The organism is Roseivivax marinus, from assembly GCF_900109705.1.
Lineage (GTDB): Bacteria > Pseudomonadota > Alphaproteobacteria > Rhodobacterales > Rhodobacteraceae > Roseivivax > Roseivivax marinus.
The window spans coordinates 40,560-63,515 of sequence record NZ_FOAI01000004.1; the positions used below are offsets into that span (position 1 = coordinate 40,560).

At 69.4% G+C, this 22,956-nt stretch carries 22 protein-coding genes; 10 read left to right on the forward strand and 12 right to left on the reverse strand.

Features of this window, described 5'->3' with window-relative positions; genetic code table 11:
• Positions 1 to 93 precede the first annotated feature (93 nt).
• Positions 94 to 444: an H-type lectin domain-containing protein gene (locus BMX29_RS06460; RefSeq protein ID WP_092811341.1), complete on the forward strand. Its 351-nt coding sequence runs from the start codon at positions 94 to 96 to the stop codon at positions 442 to 444.
• An 86-nt stretch (positions 445 to 530) separates the two neighbouring features.
• Here BMX29_RS06460 and BMX29_RS06465 read toward each other — a convergent pair whose 3' ends face one another.
• On the reverse strand, positions 531 to 1,541 hold the full coding sequence (locus tag BMX29_RS06465; protein ID WP_092811343.1) for a ribose-phosphate pyrophosphokinase: 1,011 nt from the start codon (positions 1,539 to 1,541) through the stop codon (positions 531 to 533).
• 96 nt (positions 1,542 to 1,637) lie between these two features.
• Here BMX29_RS06465 and BMX29_RS06470 point away from each other — a divergent pair, with 96 nt between their 5' ends.
• On the forward strand, positions 1,638 to 2,237 hold the full coding sequence (locus tag BMX29_RS06470) for a 2-hydroxychromene-2-carboxylate isomerase (RefSeq protein WP_092811345.1): 600 nt from the start codon (positions 1,638 to 1,640) through the stop codon (positions 2,235 to 2,237).
• Positions 2,237 to 3,067 carry an alpha/beta fold hydrolase gene (locus BMX29_RS06475; protein ID WP_092811347.1) on the forward strand — a complete coding sequence of 277 codons (831 nt, stop codon included), beginning with the start codon at positions 2,237 to 2,239 and terminating at the stop codon, positions 3,065 to 3,067. The genes BMX29_RS06470 and BMX29_RS06475 overlap by 1 nt, the downstream gene beginning before the upstream one ends.
• Positions 3,068 to 3,243: 176 nt before the next feature.
• Here BMX29_RS06475 and plsY read toward each other — a convergent pair whose 3' ends face one another.
• The 4 genes from plsY to BMX29_RS06495 all read right to left on the reverse strand — a co-directional run bounded on the left by plsY (position 3,244) and on the right by BMX29_RS06495 (position 6,776).
• A complete protein-coding gene (gene plsY, locus BMX29_RS06480; protein ID WP_092811349.1) occupies positions 3,244 to 3,852 on the reverse strand; it encodes a glycerol-3-phosphate 1-O-acyltransferase PlsY in 609 nt (202 codons plus the stop codon).
• Positions 3,852 to 5,162, reverse strand: a complete 1,311-nt coding sequence (gene pyrC / locus BMX29_RS06485; RefSeq protein WP_092811351.1) for a dihydroorotase — start codon at positions 5,160 to 5,162, stop codon at positions 3,852 to 3,854. The genes plsY and pyrC overlap by 1 nt, the downstream gene beginning before the upstream one ends.
• Positions 5,159 to 5,710: an aspartate carbamoyltransferase catalytic subunit gene (locus tag BMX29_RS06490; RefSeq protein ID WP_092811353.1), complete on the reverse strand. Its 552-nt coding sequence runs from the start codon at positions 5,708 to 5,710 to the stop codon at positions 5,159 to 5,161. The genes pyrC and BMX29_RS06490 overlap by 4 nt, the downstream gene beginning before the upstream one ends.
• 115 nt (positions 5,711 to 5,825) lie before the next feature.
• Positions 5,826 to 6,776 (reverse strand): aspartate carbamoyltransferase catalytic subunit, encoded by a 951-nt coding sequence (locus tag BMX29_RS06495; RefSeq protein ID WP_092811355.1) that lies wholly within the window; start codon positions 6,774 to 6,776, stop codon positions 5,826 to 5,828.
• A gap of 575 nt (positions 6,777 to 7,351) precedes the next feature.
• Between BMX29_RS06495 and BMX29_RS06500 the strand changes: the two genes are divergently transcribed.
• From BMX29_RS06500 to BMX29_RS06520, 5 genes are all read left to right on the forward strand, one after another.
• Positions 7,352 to 8,170, forward strand: coding sequence for a uracil-DNA glycosylase (locus BMX29_RS06500; RefSeq protein ID WP_043842048.1), 819 nt, complete (start codon positions 7,352 to 7,354; stop codon positions 8,168 to 8,170).
• The gene (locus BMX29_RS06505) at positions 8,167 to 8,589 is read left to right on the forward strand and encodes a hypothetical protein (RefSeq protein ID WP_043842049.1); all 423 of its coding nucleotides are present in this window, start codon (positions 8,167 to 8,169) and stop codon (positions 8,587 to 8,589) included. Before BMX29_RS06500 ends, BMX29_RS06505 begins: the two co-directional genes overlap by 4 nt.
• On the forward strand, positions 8,586 to 9,128 hold the full coding sequence (gene moaB, locus BMX29_RS06510; RefSeq protein ID WP_092811357.1) for a molybdenum cofactor biosynthesis protein B: 543 nt from the start codon (positions 8,586 to 8,588) through the stop codon (positions 9,126 to 9,128). Before BMX29_RS06505 ends, moaB begins: the two co-directional genes overlap by 4 nt.
• 120 nt (positions 9,129 to 9,248) lie before the next feature.
• The gene (locus BMX29_RS06515; protein WP_092811359.1) at positions 9,249 to 10,715 is read left to right on the forward strand and encodes an efflux RND transporter periplasmic adaptor subunit; all 1,467 of its coding nucleotides are present in this window, start codon (positions 9,249 to 9,251) and stop codon (positions 10,713 to 10,715) included.
• 1 nt (position 10,716) lies between these two features.
• Positions 10,717 to 14,121 carry an efflux RND transporter permease subunit gene (locus BMX29_RS06520; protein WP_092811362.1) on the forward strand — a complete coding sequence of 1,135 codons (3,405 nt, stop codon included), beginning with the start codon at positions 10,717 to 10,719 and terminating at the stop codon, positions 14,119 to 14,121.
• Positions 14,122 to 14,294: 173 nt separating this feature from the next.
• Here the strand turns inward: BMX29_RS06520 and BMX29_RS06525 are convergent, their stop codons facing one another.
• Positions 14,295 to 14,918 (reverse strand): YcbK family protein, encoded by a 624-nt coding sequence (locus tag BMX29_RS06525; protein ID WP_175471145.1) that lies wholly within the window; start codon positions 14,916 to 14,918, stop codon positions 14,295 to 14,297.
• A 391-nt stretch (positions 14,919 to 15,309) separates the two neighbouring features.
• Positions 15,310 to 16,104, reverse strand: a complete 795-nt coding sequence (locus tag BMX29_RS06530; protein ID WP_092811366.1) for a protein-disulfide reductase DsbD domain-containing protein — start codon at positions 16,102 to 16,104, stop codon at positions 15,310 to 15,312.
• Positions 16,105 to 16,462: 358 nt separating this feature from the next.
• Between BMX29_RS06530 and BMX29_RS06535 the strand changes: the two genes are divergently transcribed.
• Complete coding sequence (locus BMX29_RS06535) at positions 16,463 to 17,038, forward strand: YqgE/AlgH family protein (RefSeq protein ID WP_092811368.1); 576 nt, start codon at positions 16,463 to 16,465, stop codon at positions 17,036 to 17,038.
• A gap of 91 nt (positions 17,039 to 17,129) precedes the next feature.
• Here BMX29_RS06535 and BMX29_RS06540 read toward each other — a convergent pair whose 3' ends face one another.
• Positions 17,130 to 17,720, reverse strand: coding sequence for a VOC family protein (locus BMX29_RS06540; RefSeq protein ID WP_092811369.1), 591 nt, complete (start codon positions 17,718 to 17,720; stop codon positions 17,130 to 17,132).
• Positions 17,721 to 18,009: 289 nt separating this feature from the next.
• Between BMX29_RS06540 and BMX29_RS06545 the strand changes: the two genes are divergently transcribed.
• On the forward strand, positions 18,010 to 18,993 hold the full coding sequence (locus tag BMX29_RS06545; protein WP_092811371.1) for a hypothetical protein: 984 nt from the start codon (positions 18,010 to 18,012) through the stop codon (positions 18,991 to 18,993).
• Positions 18,994 to 19,377: 384 nt separating this feature from the next.
• Here the strand turns inward: BMX29_RS06545 and BMX29_RS19165 are convergent, their stop codons facing one another.
• From BMX29_RS19165 to BMX29_RS06560, 4 genes are all read right to left on the reverse strand, one after another.
• Positions 19,378 to 19,545, reverse strand: a complete 168-nt coding sequence (locus BMX29_RS19165; protein ID WP_157835865.1) for a hypothetical protein — start codon at positions 19,543 to 19,545, stop codon at positions 19,378 to 19,380.
• Positions 19,546 to 19,712: 167 nt separating this feature from the next.
• Complete coding sequence (locus tag BMX29_RS06550; protein WP_092811373.1) at positions 19,713 to 20,792, reverse strand: BMP family ABC transporter substrate-binding protein; 1,080 nt, start codon at positions 20,790 to 20,792, stop codon at positions 19,713 to 19,715.
• A gap of 153 nt (positions 20,793 to 20,945) precedes the next feature.
• Complete coding sequence (locus BMX29_RS06555; RefSeq protein WP_175471146.1) at positions 20,946 to 21,869, reverse strand: ABC transporter permease; 924 nt, start codon at positions 21,867 to 21,869, stop codon at positions 20,946 to 20,948.
• Positions 21,869 to 22,954, reverse strand: coding sequence for an ABC transporter permease (locus BMX29_RS06560; protein ID WP_092811375.1), 1,086 nt, complete (start codon positions 22,952 to 22,954; stop codon positions 21,869 to 21,871). Before BMX29_RS06560 ends, BMX29_RS06555 begins: the two co-directional genes overlap by 1 nt.
• Positions 22,955 to 22,956: the final 2 nt, after the last annotated feature.

Genomic DNA, 22,956 nt, shown 5'->3' on the forward strand with positions numbered 1-22,956 from the left:
TTTTTCGTGACCGGTGCACGCGGGACGTGCATTTGACGTTGGAATTGGCCCGTCCGCCCGACAGGATGGCGCGAAAGATCACGTGACGACAACATGAAGAAACTACGCAGCCACCGCATCGGGGTGGATCAGGGCACCGTCGAGCTGTTCTCGGACTTCGCCAACGGCGGAGAGATGTGGACCGGATCGGGTGCGCGCGAGCGCCGCCGCCGCATCGCCTTCTCCGAGCCGTTCAGCGACGCCCCGTCTGTGCATCTGACGCTGTCGCTCTGGGACATCGACTCGGGTGCCAACGTGCGCGCGGACCTGCTGGCCGACACCGTGAAGCCGGACAGCTTCGAAATGGTGTTCCGGACCTGGGGCGACACCCGCGTCGCCCGCGTCCGCATGAGCTGGATGGCGATCGGCGAGATCAGTGACGAAGACGACTGGGACGTGCTCTGAAAGGGCAGGGGGCCGGCGATCCGCTCGCCCTCTCCAACCTCTCGGGGCCGCCGCCCGGGCGGCCCGCTTTCATCGGAATCGCGGGTTCAGAGGATGCCTTCGTAGATCGGACCGAGCGTGTCGGTCTCGAACAGCGACGACACGCTGGTGCCGTTCCAGATGTTCAGGATCGCCTGCGCGAACATCGGCGCGGTCGGCACCACGCGGATGTTGGGCGCGGCCTTGGCGCTCTCGCTGCGCTGGATGGAGTCGGTGATGACCAGCGACTTCATCACCGAGTTCGAGATGCGCTCGACCGCCGGGCCGGAAAGCACGCCGTGGGTGATGTAGGCGTGAACCTCGGTGGCGCCGTGGTCCTTCAGCACCTCGGCCGCCTTGCAGAGCGTTCCGGCGGTGTCGCAGATGTCGTCGACGATAAAGCACTTCTTCCCCGTGACGTCGCCGATCACGGTCATCTCCGCGACCTCGCCCGCCTTCTCGCGGCGCTTGTCCACGATGGACAGCGGCGCGTCGAGGCGCTTGGCCAGCTCGCGCGCGCGGGCGACGCCGCCCACGTCCGGGGACACGATCATCGCGTCGTCAAGCTCGCCCTTGAACTGGCTCTTGATGTCCAGCGCGAAGATCGGCGAGGCGTAGAGGTTGTCCACCGGGATGTCGAAGAAGCCCTGGATCTGCGCCGCGTGCAGGTCCATCGTCAGCACCCGCTCGATGCCCGCGCTGGCCATCATGTTCGCGACCAGCTTGGAGGTGATCGGCGTGCGCGCCTTGGTGCGGCGATCCTGACGGGCATAGCCGAAGTAGGGGATCACGGCGGTGATGCGCGCTGCCGACGACCGGCGCAGCGCGTCGGTCATCACCAGAAGCTCCATCAGGTTGTCGTTGGCCGGGTTCGAGGTCGGCTGGATCACGAACATGTCCTCGCCGCGGACGTTCTCGAACACCTCGACGAAGATCTCGCCGTCGTTGAACCGCTCGACCCGGGCATCGACCAGCCCCACGCTCATGCCGCGGTAGAGCGACATGCGGCGCGCGATCGCTTGCGCCAGCGGCAGGTTCGCGTTTCCGGAAATGAGCTTGGGTTCTACGACGGTGGGCATGAGGCGCGGGCTCCGGGGAGGGGGAATCGTTGGTTGCGCTGCGCTTAGCACGCCCCTACGGTCCGGCAAAGACGCGCAGGGAAGAACGGAACAGGCATGCCGCACATCGACTACTTCTTCTCCACGCTGTCGCCTTTCAGCTACCTCGCGGGGCTCCGGCTGGAAGAGATCGCCGCCGAGCGCGGCGCCACCATCACCTACAAGCCGATGGACATCATCGCGCTCTTCGCGCGCACCGGTGGCACACCCCCGGCCCAGCGGCACCCGTCGCGGCAGGAATACCGCGCGCAGGAGATCCTGCGGCAGTCGAAGAAGACCGGCCTGCCGATGTCGCTGGCTCCGTCGTTTTGGCCCACGAACCCCGCGCCCTCGTCCTACGCGATCATCGCGGCGCAGCGCGCGGGCGGCGGCAACGTGGGTGCGCTGGTCCACGCGATCCTGCGCGCGTGCTGGGCCGAGAACCGTGACATCGCCGAAGACGGCGTGATCCGCGGCGCGCTGGAAGAGGCGGGCTTCGACCCGACGCTGGCCTCGAGCGGGCTGCTCGCCGGGGCGGAGATCTATGCCTCGAATCTCGAGGAGGCGATCGCGCGCGGCGCCTTCGGCTCGCCCTTCTACATCACCGGAGACGAGCAGCGGTTCTGGGGACAGGACCGGCTCGATGACCTCGACAGGCACCTCACGGGAGAGATCTGATGCCCGAGGGCACGCGGGCGGGCCATCCCGTCCACTGGCGGAGCTTCGGGACCGGGCCCGAACCCGCCCTTCTGCTGCATTGCGCGCTCGCCCATTCCGGGGCGTGGACCGGCATGGCCGAGGCCCTGTCCGACCGGCTGACCGCCATCGCCCCCGACATGCCCGGCCACGGCCGCAGCGGCGACTGGGACGGCGTGCGCGATGTCCATGACCTCGTGACCGATATCGCCGAAAGCTTTCTCGGTCCCCGCGTGCACCTGGTGGGCCATTCCTTCGGCGCCACCGTGGCCCTGCGGCTGACCGAGACCTACCCTGAGCGCGTCGCGACGTTGACCCTGATCGAGCCGGTGCTCTTCGCCGCCGCGCGGGACGAGGCGCCGGACCTTTTCGAAGCCAACCTCGACGCCGGGGCCCCGGCGGCCCGCCATGCCGCGGACGGCGACTGGGATGCGGCCGCGCGCGCCTTCACCGGGCGTTGGGGGGGCGGCCCGGACTGGACCAGCCTTCCCGACGCCGCGCGCGCCCGCATGGCCGCGCAGATGCCGCAGGTCATGGTCACGGGCGATGTGCTGAACGAGGACTCCAAGGGGCTTCTGGCGCCGGATGCGACCGCAGCGGTGCGCGCGCCGGTGATGCTGGTGCGCGGCGGGGACAGCCCGCCGATCCTCGGCGCGATCCACCGCGGCCTCGCGGCGCGTCTGCCGGTGGTCGAGGACGTGGTGGTTCCCGGCGCGGGGCACATGGTTCCGATCAGCCACCCCGACGCGGTCGCGGGCGCGATCCGGTCCCATCTGGACCGGGCCGGCGACCTCCGGGCCGAGGCCGGCTGAGGGGCGAAGCTTCGGCGCGCGTTGGCGCGTTGCGCTGGCAGGGCATCTCGGCGCGTCTCTCGAGAGCGATCACTTGCGAGACCCGCCGGGACGGACGCCGCGGCTTGATCTTGTCTCCACAAAGGTCTTCGCTCAGGTGCTGAATGCTCGGGGCATCTCGCGCGCCTGTCCCTCGATCAGGGTTTCTGGCCGATTTTCGGCTCCGTCCCGGCCCGCAGTCGCGCGAGGTTCTGACGGTGCCGCCAGTAGAGCAGCAGTGTCATCACGATCCCGACCAGCACCGTGTCGAACTGCGCGATCAGGAACATCCAGATGGTCGAGACCGCCGCCGCGGTCAGCGCGCCCACGCTCGACACCCGCGTCATCACCACGGCCGCGATCCACGTGGCGCAGGTCAGGAGGCCCACGGGCCACACGAGGCCCAGCAGAACGCCCAGGAACGTCGCCACTCCCTTGCCGCCGCGAAAGCGCAGCCAGACCGGGTAGCAGTGACCGATGAAGGCAAAGAGCGCGGCGACCTGGGCCGCGTCCTCACCGGCTGCGAGACGGGCGGCAACCACCGCGACGGCTCCCTTCACGGCGTCGAGGATCAGCGTCGCCGCGCCCGCGGCCTTCGATCCCGTGCGCAGCACGTTGGTGGCGCCGATATTGCCCGAGCCGATGGTGCGCGGGTCCACCAGCCTCATCGCGCGAGTGATGATGAGCCCGAACGGCACGGAGCCGCAGAGATAGCCCAGCACGGCCCAGAGCAGCAGAACGAAGGTGGCGGAGTCCAGCACGGGCATCAGGCAGCCTCGAAGACGGAGAGGCCTCCGACGAACGTCGCAAGGACCTTACCCTGCAGCCGTGCGCCGTCAAATGGCGTGTTCTTGGACTTCGACCGCAGCTTGAAGCGGTCGAGGATGAAGGGCTTCTCGGCGTCGAAGAGCACGAGGTCGGCAGGGGCGCCCGCCGCCATCCGGCCGCTGTCGAGCCCCAGCCGCCGCGAGGGCGCCAGCGACAGCGCGCGGAACAGCGTCGGCAGGTCCAGATCGCCCGAATGGTAGAGGCGCAGCAGGACCGGCAGCATGGTTTCCAGACCGACGGCACCGCTCGCGGCCTCCTCGAAGGGCAGGCGCTTGGATTCCTCGTCCTGCGGCGTGTGCATGGACGAGATCACGTCGATCAGGCCCGTGCGGACCGCCTCGATCACCGCCTGCCGGTCGTCCTCGGAGCGGAGCGGCGGCTTCACCTTGAAGAAGGTCCGGTAGTCCGCGACGTCCATCTCGTTGAGCGTCAGGTGGTGCATGGAGGTGCCGGCCGTGACGTCGAACCCGTTGCGTTTGGCGCGTTCCAAGGGCGGCAGGGCGCGTGCGGCGGTCACCTGGTCGAAATGCACGCGCGCTCCGGTCATCTCCACCAGCGCGACGTCCCGATCGAGGCCCATGCGTTCGGCCATGGGCGACACCGATGGCAAGCCACGAAGGCTTGCGAACTTGCCCGAGGTGGCCGCGCCGCCGCGGCTCAGTCCCGGCTCCTGCGGGTGGGCGACGATCAGCGCGCCAAGCCCCGCGGCGTAGCTCATAGCGCGGGACAGCACGCGGGTGTCCGCGATCACGTGGTCGCAGTCCGAGAAGGCCACCGCGCCGGCGTCCATCAGGAATCCGATCTCGGTCATTTCACGCCCGGCTCGGCCCTTTGTCAGCGCGGCCATGGGCAGAACACGGACCGGCGCGGCCTCGGAACCGCGGCGGCGGATGAACTCCAGCGTCTCGGGCGTATCGATGGGCGGATCGGTGTCGGGGCGGGTGATGATGGTGGTGACGCCGCCAGCGGCGGCCGCCGCGCCCGCGCTGCCGTAGCTTTCCTTGTGCCGCTCGCCGGGCTCGCAGATCTTCACGCCGATATCCACGATGCCGGGCGCCAGAACCTTGCCGCCAGCGTCGCGGCGCGCGTCGGCGGGCACACGGCCCTCGTCGATCTCGGGGGCGGGATGGTCGAAGACCTGCGCGATGCGGCCGTCCTCGACCAGGACGGCGCCTTCGGTGACGCGACCGGCCTCGGGGTCGACGAGGCGGGCATTGTGGATCAGCAGCGGTCGGTGGGTGTCGGTCATGCGGTGGCCAGAAGGTAAAGGGCGACGCCGGCGATCAGGGCCAGCACGACGATGGCGAGCGCGCGCAGCAGCGGCGAGGTCTTGGCAGGCGTTGCCGCCACGGGATCGGCATCGGCCGCGGAGCCGCGCGCGGAGGCACTGCGCAGCGGCGCGGCCTGCGCCGAGGCGCCGGCCTCGCGGAAGGTGCCCACGTGGCGCAGCGGCGCCTGCGGATTGAGGGTCTGCGCGGTGCGGTCGAAGGCCTGCGCCGGCAGCACGACGACATGGCCGCGCAGGGCATCGAGCCTCGGGCGCGCGGCTTCGAAGTCGGAGCCCGACAGGTTGTGCGCCTCGGCGAGGTAGGCCGAGAGCGGCATGGTCCCGAGATCGCGGATCTTGATGATCTCGACGAAGCTTTGGCGCAGGCGGTCGGCGCCCAGAGCGTATTGCAACGGCCATTCACCGGTGCCGGCCTGGGTGGTGAAGCGTTCAACCGCCTCGGGCGGCAGGTCAAGGTCGAAGACGCGGGTGGTCCCGGTCTCGGCGGCGCGAATATCGAGGTCGCTCATGCGGTCTCCGTGCGGAGCTTGGGCTGGGCCCCCACGATCTTAACTAAGATCGTGGGGGCGTGGCTGCGGTGCGGCACAGACGCAAAAATTTTAACTAAAATTTTGGCGTCCCCGCTCATGCCATGATCTCGGAGGGGCGGGCGCGCAAGTTGCGAGCGAGCAGGTCCATTGCCGCCATCCGGACGGCGACGCCCATCTCGACCTGTTCCTGGATCACCGATCGGTTGATGTCGTCGGCGAGCGTGCCGTCGATCTCCACGCCGCGGTTCATCGGGCCCGGGTGCATGACGATTGCGTCGTCCTTGGCGTGGGCCAGTTTCTCGGCGTCGAGCCCGTAGCGGTGGTAGTACTCGCGCTCGGACGGGATGAAGCCGCCGTCCATGCGCTCGCGCTGGAGGCGGAGCATCATCACCACGTCGGCGTCCTTCAGGCCCTCGGTCATGTCGTGGCAGACCTCGACGCCGAAGTCCTCGATCCCGGACGGCAGCAGCGTCGGCGGCGCGACGAGGCGGACGCGGTTCTCCATCTTGTGCAAGAGCAGGATGTTCGAGCGCGCCACGCGGCTGTGGGCGATGTCGCCGCAGATCGCGACGGTCAGGCGGTGCAACCGGCCCTTGCGACGGCGGATCGTCAGCGCGTCGAGCAACGCCTGTGTGGGATGTTCGTGCCGTCCGTCGCCGGCGTTGATGACGGCGCAGTTCACCTTCTGCGCAAGCAGGTCCGCGGCGCCGGAATGGGGATGGCGCACCACCAGAAGGTCGGGGTGCATGGCGTTCAGCGTCAGCGCCGTGTCGATCAGGGTCTCGCCCTTCTTGATCGACGAGGCCTGCATCGCCATCGACATCACGTCCGCGCCCATCCGCTTGCCGGCCAGTTCGAAGCTTGCCTGCGTGCGGGTCGAATTCTCGAAGAACATGTTGATCTGGGTGAGCCCCGACAGCGTCTGCGCGTGTCCGCGGGTGTCGCGCGACTGGCTGACATAGCGGTCGGCGAGGTCGAGAAGCGTCACGATCTCGTCGGGCCGCAGGGCCGCAATTCCGAGGAGGTGGCGGTGGTCGAAACGCATCGTGGGCTCCGGCGGTCTGCGACGTGGTGGCGCAGGTATAGGCAGCGTGCCGGAGACGGGCAAGGGAGGCTGCGGGATTGCGCCGGCGGGTGGCGGGGCGGCGACGCGAGGGGCCGCCGCATGTGACGGCGCGAAATGGGGTGACGCGGCGGGCTGTCCGGGTTCCGGCGAGCGTCCGATCGGACAGGGTCCCGGCCGGGCTCTCGCCCCGCTCGTTGCAGGCGTCTGGTGAGATGAGATGAGTTTCGGCGGCGGCGCCTGTCCAGCCGAGGCCGCCGTCTTGTCGCGTCAAAACGGGTCGCGGACCGCTCCAGAGCAGGGCGGGTTGGGGTGACGCAAGGCGGGGCAGACGCCGTGGGCAGATCGTTCAGCATGATGCCGGAAGCTCTTGGCGGCAGCGCCCTGCCGGGCCTGCGACCGATCTTGACGCGAACGGCCGATTAGACTGTTCCGGATCGTCGAAGAGCCGTTCGATCCCGTCCGGCGGGCGTCATCCCGGGCGACATGGCAGGTGATCGACCGCCTGCCGCGTGTGCGCGCTTTTCCCGCATCGCGGGCGGGTCTAGGGTCGCGTCATGGATTCGGCACTGGACTGGCACGCCGCACGCGCGCTTCTCGACTGGCAGATCGAGGCGGGCGTGACCGAGGCGATCGCGGAGGCGCCCGTGGACCGCTTCGCGGCGGATGCCGCGCGCGTGGCCGATCGCGCCGCGGCGGCCGCCACGGCCGCGACCACTCCCGAGGCGCCCCACGTCCCCGGTGCGGCCGCCCCGCCGAAACCGGAGGTCGATCCCGTGGCCGAAGCCGAGCGCGCGGCGGGCGCGGCGCAGGACCTCGCCGGTCTGCGCGCCGCGATGGAGACGTTCGAGCATTGCGAGCTGCGCCGGGGCGCACGGTCGCTGGTCTTCGCGGACGGCGACCCGGCGGCTCGCGTGGCCATCGTGGGCGAGGCGCCGGGCCGCGACGAGGACCTCGAGGGCCGGCCCTTCGTCGGCCGCGCCGGGCGGCTTCTGGACAAGATGCTCGACGCGATCGACATGGGGCGCGATCGGGACGGCGCGGATGCCGTCTACATCACCAACGTGATGCCGTGGCGCCCGCCGCAGAACCGCGACCCACGTCCCGAGGAGATCGCGATGATGCTGCCGTTCCTGCGCCGGCACCTCGACCTCGCGCGGCCCGAGATCGTGGTGATCGTGGGCAATACCTCGGCGCAGGCGCTTCTGGGCAAGCGCGGCATCCTGCGGCTGCGCGGCAAGTGGACCGAGGCCCTGGGCCGCCCGGCACTGCCGATGCTACACCCGGCCTACCTGTTGCGGAACCCCGAGGCCAAGCGCGACGCCTGGGCGGACCTGCTGGCGCTCCGCGCCCGTTTGCGGGACATGGGCACATGAACCTGAATCACCGCCGCCCCGCCCGCCAGACCGCTGACGCCTTCGGCGCCCCGGTGGCCGTCGCCGTCCTGTCGCTCGTCGCGTTCCTGGCGCTCGGCCGGGGCGGGGAGGGGCGCCCGCCCGAGGATATCCTCGCCGGCCTGCTGCTGGTCGCCGCCGCGCTGAGCTGCCGGTCCGCGCCGCTGCCGAATCGTGCTGCGCGGATCGCGCTGGCGCTGGTGATGGGCCTCGGCCTTTGGATGATGCTGTCCGGCGCTGTGCTCGCCGCGGCCTGGGTGGAACCGGCCGGCACGCTGATTGCCGGCGGACTCGACCGGCTGGGCGGTGTGCTGCCCGAGCAATACTGGACGGCGACGGGCTGGGGGCTGCTGTCCCTCGTGTCGCTTCCCCTGACCCCGCGACCGGAGCGCAGCGCATGAGCCGCATCGACGAAAGCCGCGACTTCATCCCGGTCCGCATCGCGCTCCTGACGGTGAGCGACACCCGCACCGAGGACGACGACCGCTCGGGCGACCTCCTGGCCGACCGTATCCGCGCGGCGGGCCACGAACTGGCTCACCGGGCGATCCTGCCCGACGAACGCGCCGCCATCGCAGACCGGCTGCGCGCGTGGTGCGCCGAGAAGGGCGTGGACGTGGTGATCTCGACCGGGGGCACCGGCCTTACCGGGCGGGACGTCACCGTGGAGGCGCACCGCGATGTCTACGAGAAGGAGATCGACGCCTTCGGTACGGTCTTCACCATGATCTCGATGGACAAGATCGGCACCTCGGCGGTGCAGTCGCGTGCCACCGGCGGCGTGGCGGACGGCACCTACCTGTTCGCGTTGCCGGGCAGCCCTTCGGCCTGCCGAGACGCCTGGGACGAGATCCTCGCGTTGCAGCTCGACTACCGGCACCGTCCCTGCAATTTCGTGGAAATCTTTCCGAGATTGTCGGAACATCGGCGACGGAAGTGACCCGCGGTTCCGTAAAAGGCTCGTGAAGGGGCCTGGGCGCGGCTGGTGCCGCGGCCACCTCCCGAAGAAGATGAACCCGAGCCACGCGCGGCCCGCCTGCCGCTGCAAGACGGAGTGCGCATGAGATTTCTCCGCCGGAGCCTCACGGGGCTGTTCCTTTTCGCGATGACGCTGGGCCTTCTGGCCTACGCGGGCCTTCTGGTGCGCGACGCCGTGCAGGCCCGCCTGTCGGACGAGCCGCGGATGCCCGAGCGCGAGGAACGGGTCTACTCGGTCAACGTCGTGACCGCCGAGGCCGAAACCCTGCGCCCGGTGCTGACCGCCTACGGAGAGATCCGGAGCAGGCGCGAGCTGGAAATCCGCGCCGGAGCCTCGGGCCGGATCGTGGCACTGGCCGACGAGATGGACGAGGGCGGCCGCGTCGAGGCGAACCAGCTTCTCGCGCGTATCGATCCCGCCGACGCCGAGGCCGCCCGCGACCGCGCCGAGGCCGATCTCGAGGACGCTCTTGCCGAACGCGACGATGCCACGCGCGCCCTGACGCTGGCCGAGGACAATCTCGCGGCCGCCGAGGACCAGGTAGCGCTCTACGACCGGGCGCTCTCGCGGCAGCGCGACCTCGCGGATCGCGGCGTCGGCAGCACCACCGCGGTCGAGGAAGCCGAATTGCAGACCGCGAACGCCCGCAGCGCGGTGATCCAGCGCCGGCAGGCCATCGCGGAGGCCGAGGCCCGCATCGCCAGTTCGGAAACCGCGATCCGCCGCGCCCGGCTCGCCGTGGCCGAGGCCGAACGCACGCTGGCCGACACCGAGGTTCGCGCGGGCTTTGCGGGGACGCTCAGCGAGGTCAGCGTTGTCGAGGGCCGGCGCGTGTCGGAGAGCGAGCAGATCGCGCGGCTGATCGACCCCGAGGCGCTCGAGGTGGCGTTCCGCGTCTCGACCCAGGGCTATGCCCGTCTGCTCGATGGCGACGGCGAGCTTCAGCGCGCCCCGGTGACGGTGCGGCTGGACGTGGCGGGCACCGACCTCGTGGCGCAGGGCACCATCGACCGTGCCGCGGCGTCGGTCGCCGAGGGCGAGACCGGCCGGGTGATCTATGCCCGGATGGAGCGCGCACCCGGCTTCCGCCCCGGCGACTTCGTGACCGTGGCGGTGGAGGAGGCGCCGATCGACGGCCTCGCGCGGCTGCCGGCCACCGCGCTCGATGCGTCGGGCACCGTGCTTGCTGTGACAGGGGACGACCGACTTGAAGCCGTTCCCGTGACGCTCGTGCGCCGGCAGGACGACGACATCCTCGTGGATGCGGCGCCGGTCGAGAGTCGCGAGGTGGTCGCGCAGCGCACGCCGCTTCTGGGCGCGGGCATCAAGGTCCGCACCGTCGCGCGACCCGAGACCGCCGCGCCCGAACCGGCCGAGGTCGAGGACCTGGTGGAACTGACCGAGGAGCGCCGCCGCCGCCTCGTCGCCTTCGTCGAGGACAGCGAGGCCATGCCCGCCTCGGCCAAGGAGCGCATCCTCGCCCAGCTGTCGGCGCCGCAGGTCCCTGCCTCGGTGATCGAACGCCTCGAAGCCCGGATCGGCGGCTGAGATGGCGCGCGGCACACCGGGATCCGCACGCGGGCTTTTCAGCTATTTCGTCCGTCACCGGACGCTCGCGAACCTGCTGCTGATCATGATGCTCGCGGCGGGCGTGCTCGCCATCCCGAACATGCGCGCGCAGTTCTTCCCGGACATCGTGATCGACGAGATCGACGTCGACGTGGTGTGGGAGGGCGCGGGCGCCGAGGACATCGACACCGGCATCGTGCAACTGCTCGAACCCGCGCTCGTCGCGGTCGAGGGGGTAACCGCCACCGAGGCCCGCTCGCAGGAGGGCAGGGCCTCGCTCGAGGTGGAGTTCGAACCCAACTGGGACATGGCGCGCGCCGCGAATGACGTGCAGCAGGCCGTAGACCAGGTCTCGGGCCTGCCCGACGATGCCGAGGACCCGGAGGTCACGCGCAACAACTGGTTCGACCGGGTCACCGACGTGGTGGTGACCGGCCCGATCGAGGTGCAGCAACTCGCGGGCTACGCCGACGCCTTCGTGCAGCGCCTTTTCGAGGCCGGGATCACCGGCACCACCATCCGGGGGATCGCCGCGCCCCGCACGGTGATCGAGGTGCCCTCGGCCAACCTCCTCGCTTACGACGTCACGCTGCGCGAGATCTCCTCTGCCATCGCCGCCGAGATCGACGCCGACCCCGCGGGCGAGGTGCAGGGCGCGAATGCGCGCGTCCGCACCGGAACCGAGAAGCGCGCCGCGGATCAGATCGAGGACATCGTCCTGCGCTCGAACAGCGACGGCTCGAACCTGCGGGTGGGCGACGTGGCCCGTATCCGCGTGGAGGGCGTGGACCGCGAACGCAGCTACTTCGTGGGCGACAATCCCGCGATCTCGATCCGCGTCGACCGTTCGGCCCGCGGCGATGCCATCGCCATCCAGCGCTCGGTCGAGGAGATCGCCGCCGAGATGGAGGTCGAGATGCCCGCGGGCACCACCATCGACCTCATCCGCACCCGCGCCGACGCGATCAGCGCACGTCTCGACATCCTCATCGACAACGGCCTGATGGGCCTTGGACTGGTGGTGGTGCTGCTGTTCCTTTTCCTCAACGCCCGCGTGGCGTTCTGGGTGGCGGCGGGTATCCCCACCGCCATGTTCGCCGCGGTGGCGCTGATGTACGCGGGCGGCATCACCTTCAACATGATCTCGCTCTTCGCGCTGATCATCACGCTGGGCATCGTGGTCGATGACGCCATCGTGGTGGGCGAACACGCCGACCATCTCGCGCGCAACGGCCTGTCACCTGTCGAAGCCGCCGAACGCGCGGCGAGCCGCATGGCGCTGCCGGTGTTCTGCGCGACGCTCACGACGGTCATCGCCTTCTTCGGCCTTACCGTAATCGGCGGCCGGTTCGGCGAGATGATCCGCGATATCCCGCTGACGGTGATCGCGGTCCTGATCGCGTCGCTGGTCGAATGCTTCCTGATCCTGCCCAACCACATGAGCCACGCCCTGCGCCACACCGGCAAGTCGCACTGGTACGACGCACCGTCGCGCGTGGTGAACCGTGGCTTCGTCTGGGTGCGGGAACGCCTGTTCCGTCCGCTGATGGCCGGTGTGGTCGCCGCCCGCTACGTGGTGCTCGCCGGCGCCGTGGTGCTGCTGGCCGCGCAGGCCGCGCTGCTGATCCGGGGCGACGTGCCGTGGCGCTTCTTCAATGCGCCCGAGCAGCCATCGATCTCGGGCAACTTCGCCATGGCCCCCGGCGCCACGCGCGACGACAGCCTCGAGATGATGCGCGAGATGCAGCGCGCGACCGAAGCCGTGGGCGCCCGCTACGAGGAGCAATACGGCCTCAACCCCGTCTCGTTCGTGATGACCGAGATCGGCGGCAACACCGGCCGCGGCCTGTCGGGCACCGAAAGCAAGGACCCCGATCAGCTCGGCGCGATCTCCATCGAGCTGATCGAGGCCGACCTGCGCCCCTATTCGAGCTTCGCCTTCGTGGCCGAGCTGCAGGACGAGGTGCAGGACTTACCCCTCGCCGAGACGATCAGCTTCCGCGGCTGGCGCTCCGGGCCGGGGGGCGACGCGCTCGACATCCAGTTCTCCGGCGCCGATGCCGAGACCCTCAAGGCCGCGTCGGAGGACCTCAAGACCGCGCTTGCGCGCTTCCCCGAAGTCTCCGCTGTCGAGGACGATCTGCCCTACGACCAGGAGGAGCTGATCCTCGACCTGACGCCGCAAGGGCAGGCGCTGGGCTTCGACATCGACAGCCTCGGCCAGACCCTGCGCGCACGCCTGGGTGGCATCGAGGCCGCGACCTACCCGCTCGGGCCGCGGTCGGCCGAGGTGCGCGTGGAACTGCCCGAAGACGAGTTGACCGCCGACTTCCTCGACCGCACCCAACTCCGCACGCCGGCGGGCAGCTACGTGGCGCTGTCGGACATCGTGCAGGTCGACCGCCGCGCCGGCTTCTCCACCGTCCGCCGCGAGAACGGCGTGCGGCTGATCTCGGTCACCGGCGATCTGAACGAGGATGACCCGCAGGCGGCAGCCGACGTGATGCAGGCGCTGGAGGACGAGATCCTCCCGCGGATCGCCAGCGAGCGGCAGGTCGACTACGTGCTGTCGGGGCTCTCGGAGGACGAGGACGAGTTCATGTCCGACGCGCTGACCGGCCTCGTGCTGGTGCTTCTGGGCATCTACCTCGTGCTGGCCTGGGTCTTCGCCAGCTGGACCCGGCCACTGGTGGTCATGGCCATCATTCCCTTCGGTCTGGTGGGTACGATCTGGGGGCACAACGTGTGGGACGTGCCGCTTTCGATGTTCACGGTGGTGGGCCTTCTGGGCATGACCGGCATCATCATCAATGACTCGATCGTGCTGGTGACGACCATCGACGAATACGCGTCCGAGCGCGGCATCCGTCCGGCCATCATCGATGGCGCGGCCGACCGCCTGCGCCCGGTCCTGCTGACCACGCTGACCACCGTGCTGGGTCTCGCGCCGCTGCTCTACGAGGGCTCGAGCCAGGCCGAGTTTCTCAAGCCCACGGTCATCACGCTCTGCTACGGGCTGGGCTTCGGCATGGTCCTCGTCCTGCTCGTGGTCCCGGCGCTCCTGTCGATCGGAGAGGACTTCGCCCGCGCCCGGGCCGCTCTCGGGCGTGGGCTGCGTCACCGCTTGCGCGGGGCACGGCTGGCCCATGCGGCGGGCGTGGCGGTGGTGATCGCGTGGCTCGGCGCGACGCTCGGCTGGGTGGGCGTTACCGGTGCGCTGCCGGCTCCGCTGGCCGCCCTCGCGCCCGGCCTCGACCCCGAGCCGCTGGCCGCGGCCCTCTTCGTCGCAGGCACGACCCTGCTCGTGATAGGGGCCTATGCCGCCGCCGGCCTCTGGCTTGCCCTGGCCCGCCGCCGCCGTCGGACCGCGCTGCCGGCCGAATAGCGGCTGTCGCGCCCGCGTCCGCACGATATTGCACAGGCAAGAAGCCCGGATCGCTCCGGGCCCTTCTTCTCGTTACAAATACTCCGGGAGCGCGAGGGCAGCGCCCTCGCTCGGCCCTCGCTGAAGCCTCCGCCGGTCCCGCCACGCAGACCGCCGCGGCCGGTCCCGCCGGGTCAGGTGCCCCAGGTCCGGATCGGCCCGGAGTCGATATGCGTGAAGCGCGAGCCATAGCGTCCGACGCCGCCGACCTCGAGCCACTCGGCCAGCCGCGCGATCTGCTCCGGCGGAATACCCTCGAACCGGATGTCCGCCGCGCGCCGCCGCATGTGGTAGCTCGTCGACGAGGCGCCCGTGCTCTTGCTTTGCAGCAGCTGGGTGGTGTGCATCGTGCGGTAGCCCGACAGCAGGGTGATCTCGCCGGAATGGCCGTTGCGCTTCGCCTCGTTGCTCAGGGCCGCGAGGGTCCAGTAGATGCGCCGGTCGATGTCCGGGGCTTCCTCGTCCCGCCAGTCGCGGAAGATCCAGTCGAGCTTGCGCAGCGCCCGGCGCCGTTCGCGCCCGTCGGCCATGAAGCGCACGGCCACATGCTCGCCGGTATGGGCGTTGCGGATGTTGAGGTGGCTGTCCACCCGCGGGAACACCGAATCGAGGCGCGTCCCCGAACGGGCCGGGGAGGGGAGCGGCTCTTCGCGGCGGAAGCCGCAGCCGGAAACGAGGGGCGCGGTCAGGCCTGCGCCGAGAGTACAGAGAAAGCGGCGCCGGCCGAAACGGCCCGCGGAAACGGGGGGTGTGGTCATCGATTGCCTCATCACTGCTCGGCCCCGTTGTCCGGGGTCTCAAGGTGGGGCGCGTTCTGACGCCCCGGCTCCGATCATGCGGTCCAAGAGGCCATGCGGCAAGGAATTTGAGCGCCTGCCGCCAAAGTTCCTGAGCTGGGTGACGTAACGGCACCGGGTGATGCGGAAACGGAGCGCAGTGCCGTGACACCGTGCCCGGTTCGGAGCGGTGCCCATCGCGGGTCACGACCGGTGGCCGCTGCTGGTCGAAGCCGCTCTACGGTGCGCCTCGACGGGCCCGGAGGCGACACGAGGTCCCGTAGGCAAGGCGCCGAAGGCTTCGCTCTAGGCGCTCGGACCCATGAGCCCGGCGCCGCTCCGGCCGTCAGGCTCCACGCGTCCCGCGCCGATCTCAGCCGTTGCAGCCCTTGATGTCCACTGCCTGTCCGTTCGCCATGACCGTGATCCGGACGCCAGAGCGGTCGAGTGCGAAGGCCCTGCCGTCCACGTGCACGAGGCGGGTCTCGGTGACCAGGCGGTCGCCAGAGCGGCGGGTCTCGGGCTCCGACACCCAGACCGCCGGGTTCGCGGTCTCGATCATCGTTTCCTCGTCGGCGCCCAGCCGCGGCATCGCGATCTCGGCGGTCAGCGCCAGCCCGTCGTCTTCCGGTGCCACGGTGCAGCGCACCGACGACACGCCGGCCTCGGCCGCGGTGAAGGGACGGGTGGCAAGCGCGGCTGCGATCACCGGGTCCGGTGTCGTCGTGGTGGCGTCGAGCGTGCCGGACACCTTCAGTGTCGCCGGCAGGCAGACGTCGTGGCAGACGCCGATCTCGACCTCACCGTCGAGCCGCGCATCACCACCATCGGTCGCCACCGTCAGCGGCAGCACAACGCGGTCCGAGTAGCCGATCGAGCGCATTCCCGATTGCCGGAAGACGTGGGGCACCGGCCAGGTCACGTTTACGCCGCGCAGTCCGCTCGATCCTGACCAGTCGAACAGCGGGGGAATCCCGGCGTCGCCCGGAGCCCGCCAGTAGGTTTTCCACCCCGGTGCGAGCCGCAGCTCCAGCGCGGCGACGTGGGTGCCGTCGGCGGTGCGCCAGCCCGGACGCAGGGTGCCCGATACGACATCGGAGGGCACCTCCGCCGCGACAATGGCGGGCGCGGCGACGAGGGCGAGAGCTGCGAGAAGTCGATGCATCATGGCACGACTCATCGCGCGGGTTCCGTGAAATGAAAAGTCACGTTGCAGGGAAGTCGGCGTCGGCGCGGCCGTCTGCGTCGAAGCCGCAATGCAGGGCCCACGTGCCGTGCCTGCCAAGTGAAGGGCAGAAGGCGAAGCGTCCCGCGGCCCGCCCGGCTCAGCGGGTCCGCTGCACGCCCGTTCCGTGGCCAGGCGGGCGACCCGACGTCTTGCCGGACATTGCCGTGGCAAGCGGGCCGCCGTAGCGCTCACGCAAGACCGCCGTCCGCCCGGTGCCGTTCGGACAACCCGGCCCGCCCTTGCACGCTTCCCGGCAAGCGGCCATGTTCACGGGGACCGCACCGGAAAGCCGCACCATATGAATACAGCCGTGCCGTCCACGGATCTTGCCGGGAAACTCCTCATCGCCATGCCGAGCATGGGCGACCAGCGCTTCGCAAACAGCGTCGTGTTCGTGTGCGCCCATTCCGACGAAGGCGCGATGGGCCTGATCATCAACAAGGCCACGCCCGAGATCGACCTCGGAATGCTGCTCGAGCAGTTGTCGATCGACACCGACGAGCCGGTCGAGGGCGAGCCGGTGCATTTCGGCGGCCCGGTGGAGACCGGCCGCGGCTTCGTGCTTCACTCGCCGGACTACACCTCGGTCGTGACCACGCTGGAGGTCACCGATGCGTTCCACATGACCGCGACGCTCGACATCCTCGAGGAAATCGGCCGCGGCACCGGCCCGGCCGACCGCATCATGTGCCTGGGCTACGCCGGTTGGGGGCCGGGCCAGCTCGAAGCCGAGTTCGCGGAGAACGGCTGGCTGGTCTGCGAGGCCACGCGCGACCTGGTTTTCTCGACACCCGACGACGAGAAGTGGGGCGCTGCGCTTGCGACCCTCGGCGTCAACGCCGTGTCGCTGTCCTCGGAGGGCGGCCGCGCCTGAGGGCGCCGACCCGGCGCCGCCGCGCTTTTTCTCGTTGCCGTGCTTGGCGGAGGCAACCGCCTGCGCGGCCCTTCCGTGCAGACACGAGACCTCACCCCTTCCGGTAGGGATCCTTCGGCGCCCGGTCGTCGGAGAGCGTCGACTGCCGCCGCTCCACCAGCCGCTCGATGGCGTCGGCAAGATGCACCTCGGCGATGTGGTGGTCGCCGGCTTCCACGCGGATGCGGTGCGCCTCGATCATCACGTCGGCATGGCTCGCCCCCATCGGCGGCTCGAACTTGTAGGTCGCGAGCTCGATCAGCAGGCCGAGCGGGTCCTTGAAGTAGATCGAATCCATGAAGCCCCGGTCCTTGGGTCCGGAATGGCCGATCCCCCGGGCCTCGAGCCGCTCGGTCACCTGCAGCCACGTGGCGCGGCTGACGTTGAAGGCGAGGTGATGCACGCAGCCCGGATCGGTGGGCGTGCGGGAGTGCATCGGCTTGCGGCTCTCGTTGGTGAAGATCGTGATCAGCCGCCCGTCGCCGGGGTCGAAGTAAAGGTGGCCCTCGTCGGGATCGTCGAGATTGGGCTGGTCGAACACGAAGGGCATGCCGAGGACGCCCTCCCAGAAGTCGATCGAGGTCTGCCGGTCGGCGCCGGTCAGGGTGATGTGGTGCACGCCCTGCACCTGCAATTTCCGCATGATCGATCTTCTCCTGTGTCGATGTCTGGCCACGTCGCGATGATGCCCTTTTAGATAGCGGCAGGCGCGTGGCTTGCGAGGCCGCACGCGCGCGGAGACGTGGTGCATGAATGCACGGTAATGAGGATAGTGCGTATTGGTGTGCACAATCGCGATCCGCGTGTAGACGGCGACGCAGGCCCCGGCAAGTCAGGAACACCCGACGCGTGCAACGCTTCCGGGGGCATGCACTCCATGGTATAGTTCGATGCATTGTATTGAACTCGATAGCCACGCAAGGAATTCAGCCATGCCCGACGGCGACGTCGTTCCCGCGTCCGCGGCTTCCGCACCGGCGACCACGAAAGGCGCCGCCCGCTCCGAGCGCGGCACCTTCCGGCTGGCCGACCTTCATGCAGGCGGGCTCGATCCGCGGGGGCGGGAGGTGCAGGACATTCTCTGGGCCGTTGACGAGTTCAAGATCTACCGCACGGAGGCGGGGATCTCGCCATTCTTCTCCGACGACGACAAGACCGCCGCGCAGCAGAAACACATCTACCTTGGCCTCGGCGCCGACATCGCCGAGTTCAACCACCTCATCCACATCCTGAGGCCGCGCCTGAGCCTGCCCGGCCGGACCAAGCGCTGCGCGAACATCATCCATTACGAGCGAGAACTGGCGCGGTGCATCGCGCAGGCGCTGCTTGGCCAGCCGGAGCAGGCGCGCGCCTCGCTCGCCAATCTCAGCAACCGGCTGAGCGCGCGGATCCGCAACCATGCCCGGGTGGTCCACCTGCTCATCAACGTGATCCTCGTGGCCATTGCCATCGCGGGCGCGCTGATCTTCGCGCGCTCGGGCTACACGTCGGCGTTCGCCTTCGACGTCAAGGAGTTCTCGCTCGCGGTGATGATGGGCGCGGTCGGTGCGCTGTTCTCGACCACGGTCAGCCTGCAGAGCATGGAGGTCGATCCGACGGTCACCCAGACCATGCACTGGATCTACGGCGCGCAGCGCGTGCTGGTGGGGGCGATGGGGGCGCTCATCATCTATTTCGGGTTCCGGTCCGGCGTTCTGACCGGGCTGTTCCAGCCGCCGGGCGACGGACTCACGGTCGGACCGGGCCGCTTCGATCCCTACTGGCTGAGCTTCGTGTGCGTGCTGGCGGGTTTCTCCGAGCGGCTGGTGCCGAACCTTCTGAACGGTCACGCCGAGGCGATGACCGCCCGGAGCCGTGCCCGGGCCGATGCGCCGGCGCGCGGTGCCGGCGAAACCGACCGCGCGGCGGAGTCCTGACCCGCCCGGTGGGATGAAGTTTCGGGCAAGCCCACGCGCCGCGAAAGGGAGCGGATCACGTGGTGTTCCCGATATCGCGGCAACGCACGTAGATTCTGGTTCTATCGGGGGCGGTGATGCACGGTTCCGGCGGGCCGATCTTGCTTGGCTGTGAGACTACGGCAAGGGAGATCGGGACGCGCCAAACGTCACCAGTGAGATTGCGCGTGCCCAAAGCGTCAAGCCTCCCCACGGGCTCCCGTCCTAATGTACTTACGCGAAACGGGCGGCACCGGCCAAGCGGCACCGCCCGCTCCCCGGCGGCCCGTGGGGGACCGCCGGGCCTGCGCCGCTCCGATTGGGGTGCGGGCGACGCAAACCTCGCGATGAAAGGATCTGCAGGGGTCAGGTCGGTCCGGTCGTCGTGCCGTCCCGCGTCTGGTCAGCGTCCGGCTCGGCTGCGTCGCGACCGAGGGCAGGCTCCGCGCGCATCGGCGCCGGACCGGGGCCGGCGACGAATGCTCCGGCCATCGCGAAGCGGCCGGCGCGCAGACGTGTTTTCGGATCGGGCATCATTCACTCCTTGGACGCGTGTTATCATATCGCGCGCGACACAAAAGAGTTCCGGCACCGACCTGACAGGTTCGTGAGCGTTCAAGCAATGCGCTGCATTCGAACGAAAAAAGGCCCGGGCCTCCTTCGAGGTCCGGGCCTGCGCCGTCATGTCCTTGGAAAGCGGATCAGTTGGGGATCTCGCCCGTCAGACCCTCGACGTAGAAATCCATACCGAGGAGGGTCTCGTCGGTCGCGGTCTCGCCCTCGGCGAGCCACTCGGAGCCGTCCTGGCGATTGATGGGGCCGGTGAAGGGGTGGTACTCGCCCGACGCGATGCGCTCTTTGAGGTCGAGCGCCTCGGCCTTCAGTTCTTCCGGCACGGCGCTGGAAATCTCGCCGATCTCGACCATGCCCTCGTCGATGCCGTGCCAGACTTGCTGGCTTTCCCAGGTGCCATCGATCACCGCGCCGACGCGGTCGATGTAGTAGGGCGCCCAGTTGTCGATGATCGACGACACGCGCGGTTCGGGACCGTATTCCGACATGTCCGAGGCCTGGCCGAAGGTGATCACGTCGCCGGCCTCCTGTGCGGCGGCCTGGGGCGCGGTGGAGTCGGTGTGCTGAAGGATCACGTCGTTGCCGTTCTCGATCAGGGCACGCGCGGCATCGGCTTCCTTGGCGGGGTCGAACCAGGTGTAGGCCCAGACGACGTTGAACTCGACGTCCGGGTTCACCTTCTTGGCGTGGATGTAGGCCGCGTTGATGCCGCGGATGACCTCGGGGATCGGGAACGACGCGATGTAGCCGACCTTGTTGGTCTCGGTCATCGAGCCCGCGATATGGCCCTGGATCGCGCGGCCCTCGTAGAAGCGCGCCGAATAGGTCGAGACGTTGTCGGCGGTCTTGTAGCCGGTGGCGTGCTCGAACTTCACGTCCGGAAACTGCGCGGCGACCTCGACCGTGGGGTCCATGAAGCCGAACGAGGTGGTGAAGATGATGTCCGCGCCCGAAAGCGCCATCTGGGTGATTGCGCGGGTGGCGTCGGCGCCCTCGGGCACGCTCTCCTGGTAGACGGTCTCGACCTGATCGCCGTATTCCTCTTCGACGGCGAGGCGGGCCTGGTCGTGCTCGTAGGTCCAGCCGCCGTCGCCGATCGGGCCGACGTAGATGAAGCCGGCCTTGACGGGGTCGTCCTGGGCGAAGGCGGGGGCTGCGGCGGTCGCGGCGAGGATCGCGGCGCTGGCCAGAAGGGTTCTGCGGTTCATGGAAAGTCTCCCCTGGTGGTCTGCTTGGTTATCGGTGTCGGCTTTGCGTCGGCCCGGATCATCGACATGGAACCGGGCCGAGGGCAAGCTCTGCGCGACGTCACACTGCCGTTTGCGTAGGCATGTGCGCGCGGATTGGGCAGGCGTCGCGGGTCACTGGCTGGCGTGGAACGGCCGGCCGAGCGAGCCGGGCGCGCCGTGGTGGCCGCGGGCCGAGATCACGACCAGCACGAGGATCGTCACCAGGTAGGGCGAGGCCGACAGCAGCGCGACGGGCACCTGCGCCCCCGCGGCCTGAAGGTTCAGCTGCAGCACCGTGACGCCGCCGAAGAGGTAGGCGCCGACCAGCACCCACCACGGCCGCCACGAGGCGAAGACGACGATGGCCAGCGCGATCCAGCCCGCGCCGGCGGTCATGCCCTCGGTCCATTGCGGCACCCGGACGAGGCTGAGATACGCCCCGCCGAGACCCGCGCAGGCGCCGCCGAAGAAGATCGCCGCCAGCCGGATGCGGATCACCTTGTAGCCGAGGGCGTGGGCCGCGTCGTGGTTTTCGCCCGCCGCGCGCAGGATCAGGCCAGCGCGGGTGTAACGCAGGAAGGCCCAGACGCCCGCCACCAGCGCCAGCGCGACGTAGACCATAATGTCGTGGCCGAAGACCAGCCGGCCGACCACCGGCAGGTCCGTCAGCGGTCCGAGGTCGATGCGCGGCAGGGTGGGGGACTTCATGCCCTCGTAGGGTTTGCCGATCAGCGCCGAGAGGCCGAGCCCCACCAGCGTCAGGCCAAGCCCGGTGGCCACCTGGTTCGACAGGAAGACCTGCGTGAGCACGCCGAAGGTCAGCGACAGCACCGCCGAGGCGAGCGCCGCCGCGGCGAAGCCCGGCAGCGGCGCGCCGGTGTTCACCGCAACGGCAAAGCCCACCACGGCGCCCGTGACCATCATCCCCTCGACCCCGAGGTTCAGCACGCCCGAGCGTTCCACCACCAGCTCGCCGATGGCGGCGAACAGGATCGGTGTCGCCGAGACCATGACCGACGCCAGAAGCAGGACCGGGTTGATCGAGCCGAAATCCATCACGCCGCCTCCCGCGCAGTCGGCCTCAGCCGGTAATGAGTGAACACGTCGACGCCCAGCAGAAAGAACAGCAGCATCCCCTGGAACAGCTGGATCGACGCGCCGGGCACGCCCAGCATGAGCTGTGCGAGCTCGCCGCCGATATAGGTAAGCGCCATCAGCAGGCCCGCGAACAGGATGCCCACTGGGTGCAGCCGCCCGAGGAACGCCACGATGATCGCCGTGAACCCGTAGCCCGAGTTGAAGTCGATCGAGATCTGGCCCGCCGGGCCCGCGACCTCGAAGAGCCCCGCCGCGCCCGCGAGCGCCCCGGCGGTGCCGAGGCAGAAGATCACGATGCGCGCGGGGCTGACGCCTGCGAGTCGGGCCGCCTTCGGTGCCGCGCCCGACAGCCGGACCTGGAAGCCGAGGATGTGACGCGACAGCAGAACGTAAGCCAGGATCACCGCTATGAAGGCCGCGACCACGCCCCAGTGCATCCCCGTGCCCGAAATCAGCTCGCGGTTCGCGGATGCGTCCCACTGCGCGAGGTTGCGCGAGCCGGGAAAGCCCATGCCCTCGGGGTTCCGCAACAGACCCGACGAGACCGAAGCGAGGATCGACTCGGCCACGTAGACCAGCATCAGCGACACGAGGATCTCGTTCGTGCCGAAGCGCGTCTTGAAGAGTGCGGGGATCATCGCCCAGACCCAGCCGCCAAGTCCGCCTGCGATCACCATCAGCGGAAAGATCAGGACCGACTCGGAGGGGTAGAAGATCAGACCGGCGCCCGCGCCGCAGATCGCGCCCATGATGTACTGGCCCTCGGCGCCGATGTTCCACACGCCGGCACGGAAGCCCAGCGACAGGCCGATGGCGATCAGGATAAGCGGCCCGGCCTTCACCAGCAGCTGCGGCCGCGAATAGGACGCGAACTGCGGATTGAAGAGCGGGTCCCAGAAGATCGTGCGGATCGCGGCCACCGGGTCGACACCGAGCGCGGCGAACATCGCACCACCCACGATCATGGTCAGCAGCACCGCCATCAGCGGAGCCATCGCGGACCAGAAGGTGGAGGGCTGGCGGCGTTTCTCGAGCCGGATCATGG